The sequence below is a fragment of the Brachyspira aalborgi genome, from assembly GCF_008016455.1.
GTDB lineage: Bacteria > Spirochaetota > Brachyspiria > Brachyspirales > Brachyspiraceae > Brachyspira > Brachyspira aalborgi.
In genome coordinates this window covers 1785815-1804464 of the sequence record NZ_SAXU01000001.1, presented here as the reverse complement: position 1 = coordinate 1804464, position 18650 = coordinate 1785815, and the positions used below count along the sequence as shown (strand labels likewise).

Below are 18650 nucleotides of genomic sequence, written 5' to 3'. Positions count from 1 at the left end.
ATGAAAAATATAAATATAACCGAAGAATACTTTTTACAACATAATAAAATAAAATTTTCAGATACGATGCATAAAGATAAAAATAAAAAAATTATTCTAAAAAATAAAAAATCAAATACAAATAAAAAAATCGATACAATAAATAAAATTAATGATAATACAAATAATAATGAAATTAAAAACGAAGAATTAAAAGAAATATATTTAGAAGTAAAGCGCTGTATGAAATGCGAACAATTATGCAAAACGAGATTAAATGTCGTATTTGGACGAGGCGATGAAAATCCCGATATAGTTTTTGTTGGCGAAGCTCCAGGCGCTGACGAGGATAGATTGGGCTTTCCATTCGTTGGAAGAGCGGGAAAACTTTTAGACAAATGGATTGAAGAGCTTAAAATAAATAAATATAATTTTTATATAATGAACGCCTTAAAATGTCGTCCGCCAGAAAATAGAGACCCTTTGCCTGAAGAAAAAATTAATTGCAGAAACTTTTTTACGCGTCAGCTTGAAATACTTAATCCTAAAATAATATGCGCGCTTGGACGACATGGTTTTGGAAATTTAATCGAGTTTGATTTGAAAATGCCTTTTGGAAAAGCAAGAAGTAAAATTCATTATTATAAAAATAAAGATAAAGATAAAGAAGTTCCCGTAATTGCTACTTATCATCCCGCTTATATTTTAAGAAATCAAAAAGAAGAAGTTAAAGTAATAGAAGATTTTAAATTTATGTTAAAAGAATTAAATAATATTATCGGAGAATAATTGAGAATATATTTTTTAATTATAATTTATATCGTTTTAATTTTTCAAAATTATCTTTATTCAAATTCATTATTAGAAGAAAATGATTATAATCAAATTATAGAAACCATAGAAGAAGAGGAAAAAGAAATTGAGGAAATTCAAAATTCAAATATCCCCGAAAAACCAAATATATTTGATAAAATAAATAATAGAGAAAGCGTAAGAAATATGATATTAAATATTTCTTTATATTTAGAAAATGGCGGCGATATAAATGTAGCGGATAGCGAAGGAAATACTTTATTAATGAAATCGGTTTATTTAGGATATTACGATTTAGCGGATTATATTTTATTAAATAACGCCGATATTTCATTGACTAATAATAACGGAGAGAACGCTTTAATTTTGTCCGCCGATTATCCTTATATAATAAATTTGATTTTGAATAATAATATTGATAATTTAGATAGCGCAGATAATAAAGGAAAAACCGCATTATTTCATGCATGCGAGTTTGGAAATTTAAATTCGGTTAGAATATTAATAAAAAGCGGAAGCGATATAAATAAAAGAGATATTTTTGGAAAAACTATTTTAATGTATGCCGTTGAAAGCGAGAATTTGGAACTTATAAAATATTTAATTGAAGATATTGAAGTCGATATAAACGAAAAAGACGATTGGGGACAGAATGCGATATTTTTTGCAACAAAAATAAATATAGCGAGATATTTAATTTATAAAGATATTGATTATTCAGAACCTAATTCAATAGGATTAAAAGCCTATGAAGTTTTAAGATATAACGGTTATAATAATTTGTCGACATATTTAAAAAAATTAGAAAAGAAGTAGTTTTAAAATATTTTTAATAATTTTAATCGATTAAACTATTGACAAAATTTTTAAATATTATAGAATATTGTTAAATTAAATTAATCAATATTGAAAAAAATTTAAAATAAACTATTGACTAATTTTTTTAAATGTTGTATAATTTAATTGTAAAAATATTTGCCGAGAAATCGGTGAGGAAAGTTTAATATGAAAATTACGATAAATAACAATACTGTAAATTTGTTAAGCAAAGCAAAGCAAAGCAAAGCAAAGCAAAGCAAAGCAAAGCAAAGCAAAGCAAAGCAAAGCAAAGCAAAGCAAAGCAAAGCAAAGCAAAGCAAAGCCATAATTGTCTTTTAAATAATAATTTTAAATTTTATATATCTCAATTTTTAAAGGCATTTAAATTTTTAAGCGCTTCAATTTTATTGCAAAAATTTTTATCAAATAAAAAACTAATATTTGAATTATTTCAATTCAATCAAAATTTTAATTTCGCAAGAAACATTTATTTAAATGTTTTTAATAAAAATTAAGGAGTGTAGTATGAAACTACTAAAAAAAATTACAATCTTATTATGCTTTTTATCTTTGATAGCTTTCATAAGCTGTAGCGCCGAAGATAAAAGCGGAGTAAAAGGAAAGGACAATACTGGACATGTCGGTGTTGGAACGGGCGGAAACTCTGAAATGGGCAAAGCAGATGGAAATGGCGGAAGCGGGGTAACTGGAACAGTCGAAATTCCTAAAAGTGTAATGGAAACTTACGAAACTAATTTTTCTACACTTGATGGAACATATAAAGGCACTATAGGTGAAGTTCAAGTTAAAAACCCAGGTACGCCTGCTGACATAACGGGAAATTTATTTATCGTAGATAAAGATGGAAGAAAATTTGCAAGATTTGGTTTTAATGTTCCAAAATGGAAGAAAAGAAACGAAGACGGAGAAGATATTAAACTTGAATCAGTATATGCAACAAACTCATGGGGTTGGGATTATAATCATACAAATATTAATATTGTTTATTATTACGATACTTCAACTTTAAAAATAACTTTTAAAGATGGTAAGGATGGAAATGAGTGGTCATTTGAAGGAACTAAACAACCTTGAATAATATAATATAATTTCAAACATCAAGTTAAACGGGCGAGGTTAAAACTTCGTCCGTTGTTTTTTATTAAAAATATATTTAAAAATTTTTCAATAATCCGAAAATATTTAATAGCATAATCGGAGTAAATATGAATATTAAAATTGTTTTACTGTTTATTATAATAAATATTTTTCTTTTCGCTCAATATACTGCAAATAACGATATATTGATTAATACGGGAGCGGGAAGAGTGGACTATACTACATATACAATTTATGCGGACGCTACCGCCGATATGATTACAGATAAAGCATTGCAACCCGAAGCTTTTTTAATATTGCAACAACAAGCGGAAGAAGAGACAATAAAAACTTTATACGACACTTTGGCGAGAGTTTCGATAAATAGCGATTATACGATATATAATTTAATGGAAAGCGATAAAGATTTGACGGAAAAAATAATGGATTCTCTAAACAACGCGAGACTTTTGGGAGTTTCTTATCCGACAAGAACGAGCGTTAAAGTTCTTATGGCTTTAGATATAATAACGAATAATTTAATTTCCGATTTTATTAAAAGCGTTGACGCGTATAAAACCGAACCTATAGTAACTTATTTTGACGCGGGAGAAGATTATGACAGTTTGGTTGTAGACGCGAGAAATATAGGTTTTAATCCTTCTTTATTTCCTACAATTTATGACGAAGATGGAAACGCTATTTACGATATAGCTTATATAAATAAAAAATCTGCCGCTACAAACGGTTATATAACATATTCAACAAATTCTTATTTAACAAACGAAAATATTAAAAATGCAATCGGCAAAAAACCTTATAATGTCGTGGCTTGGAGAACGAGAGGAAGACTTTCAAGCGATTTGGTTATAGGAAATGAAGATGCAAGCATAATAATGAGCGGAGTTAAATTAAAAACCGCTTTAAAAAATTGTAAGGTAGTTTTTATAATAGATTAATATTTACTGCTTAATCAATTTTATAATATATAATTAATATCAATATTATAAAATAGAATTTCTTTATAGAATTTATTATTGCTTTTTATTTAAATATAATTCAAAATAAATAAAATGAAAAAAGTAAAAGATTTCTACTACAAAAAAGCAAAAGAAGAAAATTATAAAGCGCGAAGCGTATTCAAACTTGAAGAAGCGCAAAATAAATTTAAGTTTATAAAATCTTCCGATAGAGTTTTGGATATAGGATGCTCTCCTGGTTCTTTTAGTCAATATATGCTTAATAAAATTTTAAAAAGCGGTTTTGTCGTGGGAGTTGATATTATTCCAAATTCTTTTTCTCATCAGAGATTTACTTTTATACTTGGCGATATTAAAGAAATGAATTTAAAAACTTTTAATAATATAGAATTCGATGTCGTTATAAGCGATGCTATGCCAAATACTACTTCCGATAAAGAAACAAATCATTTTCGCTCAATAGCTTTAGCAAAATCTATATTTTCTCTTACAAAAGAAGTTCTTAAAAACGGAGGAAATTTTTTTATAAAAGTTTTTGACGGAAAAGATTTGTCCGATTTTAAAAACGAAATTAAAAAATATTTTAAATCGCTTGAAATATTTAAACCTAAAAGTTCGAGAGACGAAAGCAGAGAAATATTTTTAATCGCAAAATATTTTAATAAATCGATTGATACAAAATGATTTTTTATATATAATATTTTTAATTTGAATAAAAGGATAAATTATGAAAAGAGAATTCGCATTGGTTTTAGAAACCTATGATAATAATATAGCAAAAGTAGAATTGCAAAGAAGTTCAAGTTGCGAAGGTTGTTCAATTTGTTCTTCGGGCAAACCTATCGTTTTACGAGCTTTAAATAATATAAACGCGGAAAAAGGCGATAATGTTATAATAGAAGTCGAAGAATTAAAAAAAGGATTAAATTTTTTAGTTTATGCCGTTCCTTTAATTTGTCTTATAATCGGATATGTTATCGGAGATTATTTTTCAAAATTAATATCGATAAAACAAAATTTAGGACCAGTATTTTCTTTCGCTTTATTTTTTATCTACATTATTTTTGGAATTTTAAAATTAAAAAAGAATAATAAAATAATAGCGAATATAATTTGCAAAAACGAAGTTATATCAGATAATGAAAAATAAAACTATAATCACGGCATTAACCGTTATAATAGCTTCTTTAATAACTTATTTTTTTGTTTCAATAAAAAAAGAATATCCGCAACTTTATAATATAGAAAACGATGTTATATCTTCTGTTAATAAAGTTAATGGATTAAAAATTATTCCTAAAATTGAAAATTTAGAAAACGAAAAAATAAAAATTTTAACTTTTAATAAAGTTTCAAATTCAATTTCTAACGCCGTAAAATATGCAAATTATTTATGGAAAAACGAAGGTTACTATATAATAACGAATAATAATTTCGGAAAAGAAAACGGAAGAGTAGAGCTTGCAAAAAATTCTTCAGAAAATGGAAAAATATTAAAAGTAAATGTAAATTGTTATACAAACGATTCTTTTTCCGTTGTTATAAGTCTTATAAACGGAAGTCTTTTATTAAAAAACAATATAAGCAATAATTAAATATCGCTCATACTAAAATTTAGCCAATATCCTAATTCTACAAATAACTTTTTTTCTTCTTCCTCAAAATGAATATTTCCGCTTTTATATTTTTCAAGTATTTTATAAAAAATATTTTCGTAAGTGTTTCTATCTATCGGCATATCGTTATTTGATAAAAATTGTATATCGCTTAAAAGCTCAAATATTATTTTAGGATTTCCCGTTTCATATAATTGATTCAAAGCGTTTTTAATATTGTCTCCTATTAAACTTGATATTCCGCTATTTGAAACAAACATTCCCGCATGCCTTGCATTTTTTAAACCTTCGGAAACTTCATCGTAAGCGTCTCTTCCTCTTTCAAGAATTTTTTCTCTTAAAATCGGAGAAGCCATAGCGCCCATAAGTCGCCTATAATCGTAATCGGGAGTTATTCCGTTTGAATTAAAATATTCAAATAATTCTTTATACTCGGGATAAATATCATGCATTAATTTATCTAATTTTTTTATGTCGTCTTTAAATATCTCGTTTGCAAATTTATCTCTAACATCGGAAGTTAAATCTTTTAAAGATAAAGTATAAACTTGAGAATTGTCAATCTCTTCGTAAATTTGAGAGATTTGAATTTGATTTTTTAATTCGTAATTTTCTTTAATTGTTTTCGCCTTAAAATATATATCGGAATCTATATTATCTATCAATATTCCCTCGATATAATTTTTTTCTTTTTTTGTCGCTCTAACTATATGTTTAAATATATTTAAATTATCTTCTTTATAATCTGACGCGATTAAATTAAATATAAAATGATTTATTATATATAATTTATAAAACGAATCTTCTTTTTCTTCTTTCTCGTAAAAATATCTCGCCGTGAGATGCTCGGGTTTATTGCTTATTGATTTTTCTAAAGTCTCTAAAAATTCTTTATAAGCTTCTTCTACGAATTTTGCATTTTTATTTTTTACGAGCATTCTCGCATAATGAAAAGACTGTTCTGCATATTGCATATTTTTAACGGGTTCTAATCTCGAAACATCTTCAAAAAACCATCCGCAAGAAGTATAAGAAAATAAAGAATATTTATAAGATTCCATTAAAAATATAAATTCTTTAAACGAAATATATTTATTGCATATCTCATACAAATCTTTAGCGTCCGAATCGTTATATATCGCTCTAACATATTCTTCTCTTAAAGAATTTCTCGTATCGTTAGTGAAATCTAAAAAAGTGCTGAATAATTTATCTTGCATATTTCTTAAAATATCGAAAGCTTCTCTTAAAGGTTGCCTCCAAGATAAATCGCATCCGTCCCAACCTCCGCAACCGCAGGCGCTTCTCCATCTTTCAACTCCATGCGAACAACTCCATGAAGTTCCGCGTCCGCCCTCGCCTTCATGCAATATAACCTCTTCGGTTGGCGGAAACATATTCAAATAATGCTCGTAATTTGTAGGAATAATATTATCTCGATGAATATTTTCTTTAAAATACCATGAAAGACACATATCGGCAAAAGCTTCATGATGTCCGTAGCTCTCTCCGTCTGTAGCAATATTTACTAAATTTCTATTTCCATAAGCGTTTCTTATTCTCTCGGCGAATTTATCGGCAGACCTTAATAAATGCTGAAAAGCTATATCGTTTGAAATATAAGGGTCGTAAAAAAACACGGCTATTTTTTTACCGTTATGTCCGTATAACCAATAAGGTTTTGAAGTGTCGATTTGTCCGCCCGAAACATCTATTAAAGTTGAATTTTTTACATAATGCGCTTGATAAGGCGATAAGATAGTAAATTTAACTCCGCAGTCGTATAAAGCGTCAACTACATCTAAATTAATAGCAGTTTCCGAAAGCCACATTCCGTTTGATTTTCTTTTAAAATATTTTTCAAAATTATATAAGCCCCATTTTATCTCGACTCTCATATCTTCTTTTTTAGCCAAAGGCAAAATAATATGATTGTAAACTTGAGCTATAGCGTTTCCAAAACCTAATCTTTCTATGCTTTTTTTATCGGCTTCGACTATTCTCTCAAGCAAATCGTTTCTTGTTTTTGCAATATAATCTATAAGAGTCGGACCGAAATTAAAACTCATAAACTGATAGTTATTTGACATATCGGCTATTTTTCCGCCCAAATCAAGTATTCGCGAATAAGCGTTCGGGCTATAACATTCTTTAGTTATTCTTTCATTCCAATCATGCGAAGGAGATGCGCTCGCTTCTTTAGGAATTTCTCCCAAAAAAGGATTCTCTCTCGGCGGTTGATAGAAATGTCCATGTAAAATTAAGTATCTCATGTTTGATATTATATTATAAAATTATTTAATTTGCAAGAACATATATATACAAAGCGCCTCGTATAAAAATCATAAAAAATATATTGTTTATAAAGTTTAAATAAAAAAGACACCGTAATAAATACGATGCCTTTTGTCTTATCTTATCAGTTTTTATTAATTTTAAATTTTATTGTTTTTTAAATGGCTCATAAACTCCTGGTTTCGATTTTAAAGTGACAATGCAAGTAGTTGAGCTTGTAAATGAAAAAGTTACTTCGTCTTTACCACTTGTAAAATTGAAAGTTAAAACAACATCAAATTTATTAACAGTTGTGTCTTTGTTTTTATCCCAATCTGTTATTGTAGCTTTAACTCCATCATAAGTTATCTCTCCTTTATCGGTGAAAGTGAAAGATGTTGCTGTATCCGCTTGACTTTGCCAAGTTCCTACTAATATCAGAAGGTTTAAATGGCGAAGGTGCGCTTCCGCCACCTTCTGGATTTTCATTACTTTTACAAGAAGCAAAAGCAAAAACTAAAACTGATAAGAGCATAATAATAATTTGTTTAGATTTCATTGTGAAATCCTCCTTTAAAAAATTTTTATTTATAACTAAACAAGAAATTTTTATTTTCCTTGATAAGCTATCGAAAGTAAATTTGATTGAAGTTAAAAAAGATTTAACTAAATTATGCAATAAAATTGAGACACTTAAAAATTTAAATGCCTTTAAAAATTGAGATATATAAAATTTAAAATTATTATTTAAGATATAATTATGGCTTTGCTTTGCTTTGCTTTGCTTTGCTTTGCTTTGCTTTGCTTAACAAATTTACAGTATTTTTATTTGTTGTGATTTTCATATCAAACTTTCCTCACCGATTTCTCGGCAAATATTTTTACAATTAAATTATACAACATTTAAAAAAATTAGTCAATAGTTTATTTTAAATTTTTTTCAATATTGATTAATTTAATTTAACAATATTATAAAACATTTAAAAATTTTTGTCAATAATAAAATTTAAATATTTTTTAATTTATAGAAATTTTTAACATTGATTAAAAAATTTGTCAATACTTTATTTTAAAAAATTAAAAATATTTATTAATTAAATACGCTTGAAAAAATTATATTTATAGTATAATATTGATTATCTTAAAAAATTAAAATTATTAAACGGAGCGAAAAATGGATTACAGTTCCACAATAAACTTGCCAAAAACCGATTTCCCAATGAAAGCGGGATTAAAAGAAAAAGAGCCTAAAATAATACAAAAATGGGAAGAAGAAAAAAATTATAAGCGACTTAGAGAATTAAGAAAAGACGCTCCAAAATGCATTTTGCATGACGGTCCGCCTTACGCTAATGGCGATATTCATATAGGAACGGCATTAAATAAAATTATTAAAGATATTATAGTCCGATATAAATCGGCAAAAGGTTTTAACTCTCCTTATATTCCTGGATGGGATTGTCATGGAATGCCGATAGAATTAAAAGTGCAGGAAAGTTTGGGAGATAAATATAAAGAAACTTCCAAATTTATAATGCGAAAAAAATGCAGAGCCTACGCTCAAAAATATATCGATATTCAAAGAAAACAATTTAAAAGACTCGGAGTTATGGGAGATTGGGAAAATCCTTATCTCACTATGTCGCCCGAATACGAATCTGAAATAGTTTCGGTTTTTTCTCAACTTGTAGAGAGAGGATATATATTTAAAGGTTTAAGAACTATTCATTGGTGTATTCATTGCGAAACGGCTTTAGCGGCTGCAGAAATAGAATATGACGATAATCATGTATCAAACAGTATTTATGTTAGATTTCCCGTTTTAAATAAAATAAACGATAAATTAAACGGTAATGTAGATGTTATGATATGGACTACTACGCCTTGGACATTGCCGTCAAATATGGCTTGCGCTTTCAATAAAAATTTAGAATATGCGGCGGTTAAAATAGGCGATAGATACGCGATAATGACAACAACTTTAATAGAAACTGTTTTATCAAAAAATAATTTAACTTTAGAAGGACTTGATATAATTCCAATATCTTTGGAAGAGATAGAAAAATTGGAAATAGCGCATCCGTTTATAGAAAATAGAAAATCCGCTGTAGTATTTGCCGATTATGTTGAAACCACTTCAGGAACGGGAATAGTTCACACAGCGCCAGGACATGGTTTAGAAGACTATCAAACGGGATTAAATTACAATTTAGATATTTATTGCCCCGTAGATAGAGAAGGAAGATACACTAGCGATTATAAAGAAATGGAAGGCGTTAGAGTAACTGACGCTAATCCTAAAATAATAGAAATTCTAAAAAACAACGGAAGATTATTTTATAAAGAAGATATAAGCCATAGTTATCCGATTTGTTGGCGATGTAAAAATCCTTTAATATTTAGGGCTACAGACCAATGGTTTATGAATATGAAGCATGATAATATTGACGAGCGAACAGTTAAATCGCTTGAAAATATAAAATGGTATCCGATTTGGGGACATGATAGAATGAAAAAAATGCTTGATAATCGTCCCGATTGGTGTTTATCAAGACAGCGTTCTTGGGGAGTTCCGATTCCAGCTTTCTATTGTAAAAAGTGCGGTAAAACTTTACTTACTTCAGAATCTACAAAACATTTTGCAGAAATAGTAAAAGCTAAAGGAATGGATATTTGGTTTGAATTAGAGCCGAAAGATTTGCTTCCTGCGGGAACAAAATGCGAATGCGGAAGCGATGAATTCGGCAAAGAAGAAGATATATTAGATGTTTGGTTTGATTCGGGAGTTTCTTCTTTCGCTTCTCAAAAAACAAATAAAGATTTAGACGGAAATTTTCCCGTTGAAATATATTTAGAAGGAGGCGACCAATATAGAGGTTGGTTTCAGGCTGCAATTTGGCCCTCAATGGCTATAAGAGGAATTCCGCCATATAAAGAATTAATAACTCATGGATGGACATTAGACGAAAACGGAAAGGCAATGCATAAAAGCGCGGGAAATGTTGTCTCACCTTTGGATGTAATCGACAAATACGGAGCGGATATATTGCGACTTTGGTGCATAAGCGAAGATTTCACTCATAACGCGAGAGTGGGCGACAATATGATGAAAGCGATAGCCGACAATTACAGAAAAATAAGAAACACTTTCAGATATTTGCTCGGCAACTTAAACGATTTCGATTTTGAAAAAGATAAAATTGAAATTGAAAAACTTTTTCCCGTTGACAGATACGCTTTATCTAGATTATATAGTTTCGTTAAATCTGCAGAAAAATCCTGCGATAATTACGAGTTTCATGTATTCTATCAAAGACTAATAAATTATTGCGTAGTCGAACTTTCGGCAACCTATTTGGATATAATAAAAGATAGATTATATTGCGATAAAAAAGATTCTATATCTCGAAGAAGCGCTCAAACCGTTTTAATAGAAATTTTGGATGTGTTGGTTAAAGTAATCGCTCCTTTCCTACCTTTCACTATGGATGAAATTTGGGGACATTATAAAAAATCTTCTTCCGTTCATTTGGAATTATGGACGGAATTAAAAGAAGAATATATCGATTTGGAACTTGAAAAAGAATGGGAAACCTTGCTTAAAGTAAGAGGCGATGTTTTGCTTTCGCTTGAGCGGGCGAGAGACAATAATACAATCGGAAAATCTTTAGAAGCTTATATAAATATATCGCCAAAAGATTCAGCCGTTAAAGATTTGTTAATTAAATATAATAAATACTTAAACGAAATATTTATTGTAAGCAAAGTTATAGTCGAAGATAAAAAAGACGATTCTTTTATTGAAGGCGATGTTTCATTTGTAAAAACAATCAAAGCGGAACATGAAAAATGCATTCGTTGTTGGGGACATTATGAAACGGTTGGAGAGAATAAAGAACATAAAGAATTATGCGCAAGATGCGTTGAAGCTTTGAAATAAAAAATAAGTTTATAATAAATAGCTAATTAAAAATTAATTAAAAAACTATAAAAGAATAAATTTATTTAAATTCTTATTTTTCAACTTGAAATTTATAAATTATATTATAATATAAACAAATCGTTAATTTAAAACAAGGAGTATTTAATATGTCTTTAATAGATAATATAGTAGCGAGAGAAATTTTAGACTCGAGAGGAAATCCTACCGTAGAGGTGGATGTTTATTTGGATAGCGGAGCTTTTGGAAGAGCGGCAGTTCCATCTGGGGCTTCAACGGGAGAGCATGAAGCCGTAGAATTAAGAGACGGAGATAAAGCAAGATATTTAGGCAAAGGCGTTCAAAAAGCGGTTGAAAATGTAAATGAAATTATTTGCAATGAATTATTAGATATGGACGCTTTAGAGCAAGTTGAAATTGACAGAACTATGATAGAAATTGACGGCACGGAAAACAAGGGAAAACTTGGAGCAAATGCAATATTGGGAGTATCTCTTGCAGTAGCTAAAGCTGCCGCCGATGAACTTGGCATTCCTCTATACAGATATATTGGCGGAACAAACGCTAAAACTTTGCCCGTTCCTATGGCTAATATTTTAAATGGCGGCGCACACTCAAGCGCTCCTATAGATTTTCAAGAGTATATGGTTATGCCCGTAGGTTCTTCAAGTTTTAAAGAAGGAATTCGTTGCGTAGCCGAAGTTTTCCATAATTTGAAAAATATTCTTCATGATAAAGGTTTAAGCACAACCGTTGGAGATGAAGGCGGTTTTGCTCCAGATTTGAAAGACAATGAAGAGCCTTTGAAAGTTATTATGCAAGCAATAGAAAAAGCGGGTTATAAACCAGGCGAAGATGTATGCATTGCTATGGACCCAGCTTCAAGCGAATTTTACGATAAAGATAAAAAGAAATATATTTTCAAAAAGTCGGATAAAAGAGAGCTTACTTCCGCGGAAATGGTAGATTTTTACGCTCATTTGGTAAATAATTATCCTATCATATCAATAGAAGACGCTACGGCTGAAGACGATTGGCAAGGATGGAAAATCTTAACCGAAAAATTAGGCAAAAAAGTTCAGTTAGTTGGAGACGATTTATTTGTTACAAATGTTAAAAGACTTCAAATGGGACTCGATAAAGGAGTCGCTAATTCTATATTAATAAAAGTTAATCAAATAGGTTCTTTAACCGAAACTTTAGATTCAATCGAACTTGCTAAAACTCATAATTATACTTCCGTAGTTTCGCATCGTTCGGGAGAAACCGAAGACACTACAATAGCCGATATAGTTGTCGCCACAAACGCGGGACAGATAAAAACGGGAAGCGCTTCAAGGAGCGATAGAATAGCAAAATATAATCAACTTTTAAGAATAGAAGAAGAATTAGGAAATAGAGCCGTTTATTTAGGAAAAAAAGCTTTCTTTAATTTAAAATAATTCTTATATTAAGTATAGACAGACCTATTTCAAATTCTAAAAGGTTTGGAATAGGTTTTTTCATTATTTTTAATTAAAGGAGTAATTATGGATAAATGGATAGTATGGGATAAAAAATTTGAAGTCGGCTATAAAAGAATTGACGACCAACATAGAGAACTTATTAATATAATAAATGATTTGCATGCTGCGTCAGAATTGGGCGACTTATATAATTCCGAAGCTAGAGATAAATTTAAAATTGTTTTAAAAAGAACAGTTGATTATGCGACTTATCACTTTGCCACAGAAGAGAAGATAATGAAAGCCGTTCATTATAAATATTTTAAAGAACATATTTCAAAACATAGAGAATTTTCTAGCAAAGTTTTGGAGAATGTTATTAAATACACAAACGGCGAAAATGTCGATATGGATGATTTTATTGTTTATTTAAGAGATTGGCTTTTCAGTCATATTATAGGCGAAGATAAAAATTTTGTTGACGAATTAAAAAATACGCTTGAAAAAATGAAAGAAGAAGACGAAAGAGTAAAATAATATCTTAAAAATCAGGCTGTATTTTTTTAAGTATCATTATATAATCGTATTATCAAAAATAAAAAATATTTAAAATACTATTGATGCAAAACGAAATAAAAAAAATATGTATTATAACCGATATAAACGGAATATACGGATTCGGGCATTTTACTCGAATGAAATTTATAGCAAATAAACTTAACTTTTTTTACGATTTTATATTTTCTTCAATTAACGACAAAAGCGATATATATTCAAAGCCAAATATTGAAACTTGCAAATTTAACGAAATAAAAAATATTCGTCCTTATTTAACTATAATCGACTGCAGAGAAATCGATAAAAAATATATAAAATATTTAAAAAAATTATCTCCCGTTATAATCGTAGACAGCGTTGGCGAAGAAAGAAATTTTGCCGATATGATTATAGAAATGTTGCCGAATTTAGAAAACGGCGATTTGGTTAATATAAAGCCTTTTTTTACTACAATTCTTAATTCTAATATAAAGCCGAAATACGACAGCGAAGCTCCGATTCTAGTTTATTTGGGTTTTAATAATCGTTTAAAAAATAAAGCTTTTGAAATAATCTCAAAAATAGAAAATAAAAAATTTGTGTTTGTAGAATCTGAAAATAAAAACGAAAATATAATTTCAAAAAATTTTTCTCCCGATATATTTGAAAATTCTTACTCGGCGGTTATAACTTATTTTGGGCTTACCGCTTTTGAATGCATTGAAGCTAAAATTCCCGTAATATTATTATCGCCTACAAAATATCATAACGATTTGGGAGAAAAATGCAAAGATATATTTTTTAATTTAGGATTTTTTGAAGAAGTTGATATTGAAGAGGCTTTTAATAAAATAAATAATTTTCTTTTTGATTTTAATTTGCAAAATAAATATAAAGAAAATTCTAAAAATATAGATACTGAAAAATCTATTGAAAGAATAAAAATTATAATCGATAATATCGCGGATTTTAAAAATATAAAATGTCCTTTTTGCAAATCAAAAAATATAAAATTAAAAAATAGAAATGCAGAATCGAATTTATATAAATGTAGAAAATGTAATTCTTTATTTAGAAAATTTTTCTTTCCCATTTCAACCGATTATTCTTCAAAATATTTTATTGAAGATTATAAAAATCAATACGGAAAAACTTACGAAGAAGACGAAGAAAATTTGAAAGCTCTCGCAAAAAATCGTTTGGAGATAATAAAGAATATTAAGCCCGAAGGCAAAATATTAGATTTAGGTTCGGCAATGGGATTTTTCTTAAAAGAAGCTTCATTAAACGGATACGAAACCGAAGGAATAGAGATAAGCGAATATGCGGCAAACTACTGCGTGAGTAATCTTAATTTAAATGTTCATAATATTTCTTTACTCGATTTTGAATATAAAGAAAAAGAATACGATATAATAACGGCTTGGTATGTTTTAGAGCATATATACAATTTCGACAAACTGCTTGAAAAAATATTATTTTCTCTTAAAGAAGACGGAATTTTTGCTTTGGCTATGCCCAACGGAAACGGAATTAGCGGAAAGTTTAATAAAAATTATTTTAAGATTGTTCCCACAGACCATGCTTTTGAAACAAATTATAAAGCTTTAGATAATTTTTTAAAAAAATATTCTCTAAAAAGAATTCATTTAGAAAACAAAAGCGTTTATTATAATAGATTTTGCGATATTTTTAATTTAGGATTTTTAAAAGAAAATAAAGGATTCAAAAATTTTTATAATTTATTTGCAAAAAAATATAATTTAGGCGACACTTTTGAATGTATATATAGAAAGATTAAATAGTTATTATAATTTCAAATTTATCGCTCTCAATGACATTCAAATAAAATTAACTTAATAAATACTTTAAACAAAAAATAAAGCGCCCTTCGTCCGCAATAAACCATAACATAAAAAATTATAAAAATCATTTTGACAAATAAAAATATTCTGTTATAATATTCTTATTATTAAAAAATATTTTATATTTTTAAACGACTATTTTATAAGTTTTCTTTTAGTATTAAATAATATAGTCAAAATATTTTGAAAATTTATTGGTTTAAATTTTTAAATATATCAAAGAAAATATTTATTATATAACTAAAAAACTAAAACAAATGAACATAGATAATGCTTCAATAAGCAAAGCTACAGGTTTGAGTATAGACGAAATAAAAAACTGTAAAATCTCATTTGATTAAAAATTGATTTTATAAAAATATTCTTAATTTCTTTATATAAAAAATTATAAAATAAAGCGTATAAAATACGAATATTATAATATATTTTATATTTAGGATTTTAATTTTTAATGAAAAAAATATTGATTTTTATTTTAACTTCTATTTTATTATATTCTCAAAATATAACCGAAAACTCTCTGCCTTTAAGGGCAAAAAATTTTATAAATATAAATTTTCCTGGCGATAAAATCGAAAGCGTTAATTTGCATAAAAATGGCGAAGGCTATGAAGTAAAAATAAAATCGGGATTTGACTTTATTTTTTATGAAACGGGATTATGGAAAAGCGTTAAAGCAAACGATACAAATTTAACTATTCCAAGAAGTTGCATCCATAAAAATATGGTTAATACTATAGATAGAGAATATCCTTTATCAAAAATAAATTATATAGAGAGAAGAGATAAAAATTTTTTAATAATATTAAATAATAAAATTGAAATTGAATTAAGCGGATACGGTTTAATTATAAATAAAAGAGATATAAATTAAATATAGAATTTATTTTTTGCGATTGATTTATTTTTTTTTAATGTTAACATTTTAAATTAATTATCTTAATAAAAAATAATCGATTATATTATGATTGAAAATATAAAGAAAAGAAGAAAGAAAATAAAAAAACTTCTTAAAAGAAAGAGAAGACAAAAGAGAATGAATTATATTAATAATTTATCTATTATTAAATTTATGTCTCAAATAGACGACAAATTATTTTTAAAAATTTTCAAAGATAATAGAAGAGGATATTTTAAAAGTTTTATGAAACTTATGAGCAGACTTGGTGACGGTTATGTATGGGCTTTCTTATATTTTTCGCTTTATATGTTTAGAATAAAATACGCCATTTTATATTTTGCGAGAGCTGCCTCCGCCGTATTTATTTGTATATTTGTTTTTTTGTATATAAAAAGTTTTTTTAGTAGAATGCGCCCTTATAAAAAGCATGATAAAATTCCTATAATGTATCCTCCCGATAAACATTCTTTTCCTTCGGGACATACTATGGTTGGTTTTGCAATATCTTTTTCTGTTGGAAGTTATAGTTTTGGTTCTGCAATTTTATTTTATACTATAGCTTCGTTAATAGCTTTTAGCAGAGTTTATGTTGGACTTCATTATCCTTTGGATGTTATATGCGGAATAGTTTTAGGAAGTATTATAGGTATGTTGACAAATATGGCTTTTTATTATATGATAGGGCTTCCTATAGTAGGACATATATAATATGAAAAAGTGAAAAAATAAATATAAATTTTTTTATATTTTTAGTTGACAAATTTTTTTTATTATAATATAATTATTAGCAAGTTATTGTATATAATTGCTTAACTATAAATATTAAGGAGTGTGCGCTATGAAGTTTTATAGAAGTATGCGAGATAATTTTCGCTACCTCGTAATTGTTTGCTTGTTCATATGCATAAATTCGTTTGCTGTTTATGGGCAAAATATCAGCGTCTATATGGAAACAAGATTACTTTATAATTTTGAAACATTAGACGAATGGCAGCCAATATCGAATGCAAGTAGATTTATGTTTACGGGCGAAAGAACAAATGAAAACGGTGTTGTAATGAAATATCCGAATATGAGATTATTTGCAACAAAGCCTTACGGTATGGGTAATCAGGGATATAATTCCACCAATTCTTTATCGGTAAGCGTTTCTTTTTTCAGAAGGTCTTACAACTTTTTTGATTTAGTTCCTACTGTTCAAAAGATTATACCTGGTAAAGCTCAAACTTTCGATGTATGGGTATGGGGAGGAAATTATAATTATTCGATTGAGATGCTCTTCTCGGACTATAACGGTTATACCTATACTTTGCCTTTAGGTTCTTTGAAGTATATAGGCTGGAGGAATTTAAGCACGGCTGTTCCGTCTTTCATACCTCAATCAGAACCTTATGTTCCAAGGGCTAAAGGTTTAAGATTCTTAAATTTCCGTTTTTGGGCATCGCCTGAAGAAAGAGCGGATAATTTCGTTGTGTTATTGGATTATTTCCAAACGGTTACCGACACATTTAGAGAATCTTATGACGGTTCTGATATTGAAACTACGCTTGGACAAGAAGTAGGCGGAAGTTCTTCGGAACAATATACCGAAGGCGGAGCTAGAGTGGTTGGCGAAGGTTCAGAAGAAAATACAGAAGAGCAACAATAAGATTAATTTTTAAGGAGAAAATATAAAATGAAAAGATTAAGTATTTCGATAATAATGTTGATTTTAACTGTTGCATTCTTGTTATTTGCGCAAGATGCGGCTGAACAAACTGACGGAGAAGAGGGTAATAATTTCGTTACCGAATCTATGACTAATTTCTTGATAGATAATTTTGAATTTGCCAATACATGGCAAGGAGCTATGCCAAGAGATTACGGTTTGGTAAGTATTATTCGTAGAGAAGGCGGACCTTCAGATGTAGTTGCTGAAGGAGAAGAAGAGAATAAATATATACTCGGAGCTAAAGTTGAATATTTTAGAACGGGTTATCCTTATTTTTCTATTACGCCGCCAAGACCTGTGAAAATTCCTGGCTATACTAAAGAGATAAGCGTTTGGGTTGCTGGAAGAAATCATAACAATATGATGAGTTTCTATATTTACGATATAAACGGAAAACCTCAATCTATAGGAAATGTTCCTCTTAACTTTGTAGGTTGGAAAAATGTATCGGTTCAAGTGCCTGCTAATGTTAAACAGGAAGATTTTAGAGGACAGGTAGAGCAGGGAATCAGTTTTATGGGTATATTTATTAAAGTTGACCCTAAAGATTCTTATGGTAAATATTATATCTATTTCGATAATTTAGTGGCTAAAACGGATATGTATTTAGAAACTTATAGAGAAGAAGATGACCCTATAGATAATTGGTAACATAGTAACAAAAATATTGAT

The 18650-nt window shown here is 28.4% G+C and carries 18 protein-coding genes; 16 read left to right on the top strand and 2 right to left on the bottom strand.

Features of this window, described 5'->3' with window-relative positions:
- From EPJ79_RS08145 to EPJ79_RS08115, 8 genes are all read left to right on the top strand, one after another.
- Window positions 1–768, top strand: a complete 768-nt coding sequence (locus EPJ79_RS08145) for a uracil-DNA glycosylase (RefSeq protein WP_147739111.1) — start codon at window positions 1–3, stop codon at window positions 766–768.
- Window positions 769–1608, top strand: a complete 840-nt coding sequence (locus EPJ79_RS08140; protein WP_420913205.1) for an ankyrin repeat domain-containing protein — start codon at window positions 769–771, stop codon at window positions 1606–1608.
- 189 nt (window positions 1609–1797) lie between these two features.
- Window positions 1798–1950, top strand: coding sequence for a hypothetical protein (locus EPJ79_RS11575; protein WP_158634364.1), 153 nt, complete (start codon window positions 1798–1800; stop codon window positions 1948–1950).
- Between the two features lie 186 nt (window positions 1951–2136).
- The gene (locus EPJ79_RS08135; RefSeq protein WP_147739110.1) at window positions 2137–2706 is read left to right on the top strand and encodes a hypothetical protein; all 570 of its coding nucleotides are present in this window, start codon (window positions 2137–2139) and stop codon (window positions 2704–2706) included.
- A gap of 131 nt (window positions 2707–2837) precedes the next feature.
- Window positions 2838–3668 (top strand): hypothetical protein, encoded by an 831-nt coding sequence (locus EPJ79_RS08130; protein ID WP_147739109.1) that lies wholly within the window; start codon window positions 2838–2840, stop codon window positions 3666–3668.
- 114 nt (window positions 3669–3782) lie between these two features.
- Window positions 3783–4373, top strand: coding sequence for an SAM-dependent methyltransferase (locus EPJ79_RS08125; RefSeq protein ID WP_147739108.1), 591 nt, complete (start codon window positions 3783–3785; stop codon window positions 4371–4373).
- A gap of 43 nt (window positions 4374–4416) precedes the next feature.
- On the top strand, window positions 4417–4839 hold the full coding sequence (locus tag EPJ79_RS08120; protein ID WP_147739107.1) for a SoxR reducing system RseC family protein: 423 nt from the start codon (window positions 4417–4419) through the stop codon (window positions 4837–4839).
- A complete protein-coding gene (locus EPJ79_RS08115; RefSeq protein WP_147739106.1) occupies window positions 4829–5284 on the top strand; it encodes a hypothetical protein in 456 nt (151 codons plus the stop codon). Before EPJ79_RS08120 ends, EPJ79_RS08115 begins: the two co-directional genes overlap by 11 nt.
- Here EPJ79_RS08115 and EPJ79_RS08110 read toward each other — a convergent pair.
- A complete protein-coding gene (locus EPJ79_RS08110) occupies window positions 5281–7578 on the bottom strand; it encodes a DUF3536 domain-containing protein (protein ID WP_147739105.1) in 2298 nt (765 codons plus the stop codon). The two genes, EPJ79_RS08115 and EPJ79_RS08110, sit on opposite strands and share 4 nt — an antisense overlap.
- Window positions 7579–7747: 169 nt before the next feature.
- Window positions 7748–8053, bottom strand: coding sequence for a hypothetical protein (locus tag EPJ79_RS08105; RefSeq protein ID WP_147739104.1), 306 nt, complete (start codon window positions 8051–8053; stop codon window positions 7748–7750).
- Between the two features lie 700 nt (window positions 8054–8753).
- Here EPJ79_RS08105 and ileS point away from each other — a divergent pair.
- The 8 genes from ileS (at window position 8754) to EPJ79_RS08065 (ending at window position 18629) form a co-directional block, all read left to right on the top strand.
- Window positions 8754–11519: an isoleucine--tRNA ligase gene (ileS, locus tag EPJ79_RS08100; protein ID WP_147739103.1), complete on the top strand. Its 2766-nt coding sequence runs from the start codon at window positions 8754–8756 to the stop codon at window positions 11517–11519.
- Window positions 11520–11668: 149 nt separating this feature from the next.
- Entirely contained in the window at window positions 11669–12961 is a 1293-nt protein-coding gene (gene eno, locus EPJ79_RS08095; protein WP_147739102.1) for a phosphopyruvate hydratase, read from the top strand.
- 87 nt (window positions 12962–13048) lie between these two features.
- Window positions 13049–13501 carry a bacteriohemerythrin gene (locus EPJ79_RS08090; RefSeq protein WP_147527878.1) on the top strand — a complete coding sequence of 151 codons (453 nt, stop codon included), beginning with the start codon at window positions 13049–13051 and terminating at the stop codon, window positions 13499–13501.
- An 83-nt stretch (window positions 13502–13584) separates the two neighbouring features.
- The gene (locus tag EPJ79_RS08085; protein ID WP_147739101.1) at window positions 13585–15306 is read left to right on the top strand and encodes a class I SAM-dependent methyltransferase; all 1722 of its coding nucleotides are present in this window, start codon (window positions 13585–13587) and stop codon (window positions 15304–15306) included.
- Between the two features lie 511 nt (window positions 15307–15817).
- A complete protein-coding gene (locus EPJ79_RS08080; protein WP_147531468.1) occupies window positions 15818–16240 on the top strand; it encodes a PepSY-like domain-containing protein in 423 nt (140 codons plus the stop codon).
- A gap of 90 nt (window positions 16241–16330) precedes the next feature.
- Entirely contained in the window at window positions 16331–16975 is a 645-nt protein-coding gene (locus EPJ79_RS08075) for a phosphatase PAP2 family protein (protein ID WP_147739100.1), read from the top strand.
- A gap of 238 nt (window positions 16976–17213) precedes the next feature.
- Window positions 17214–17915, top strand: a complete 702-nt coding sequence (locus EPJ79_RS08070; protein WP_199751107.1) for a flagellar filament outer layer protein FlaA — start codon at window positions 17214–17216, stop codon at window positions 17913–17915.
- Window positions 17916–17942: 27 nt separating this feature from the next.
- Entirely contained in the window at window positions 17943–18629 is a 687-nt protein-coding gene (locus EPJ79_RS08065; RefSeq protein WP_147526461.1) for a flagellar filament outer layer protein FlaA, read from the top strand.
- The last annotated feature ends 21 nt before the right edge of the window (window positions 18630–18650 follow it).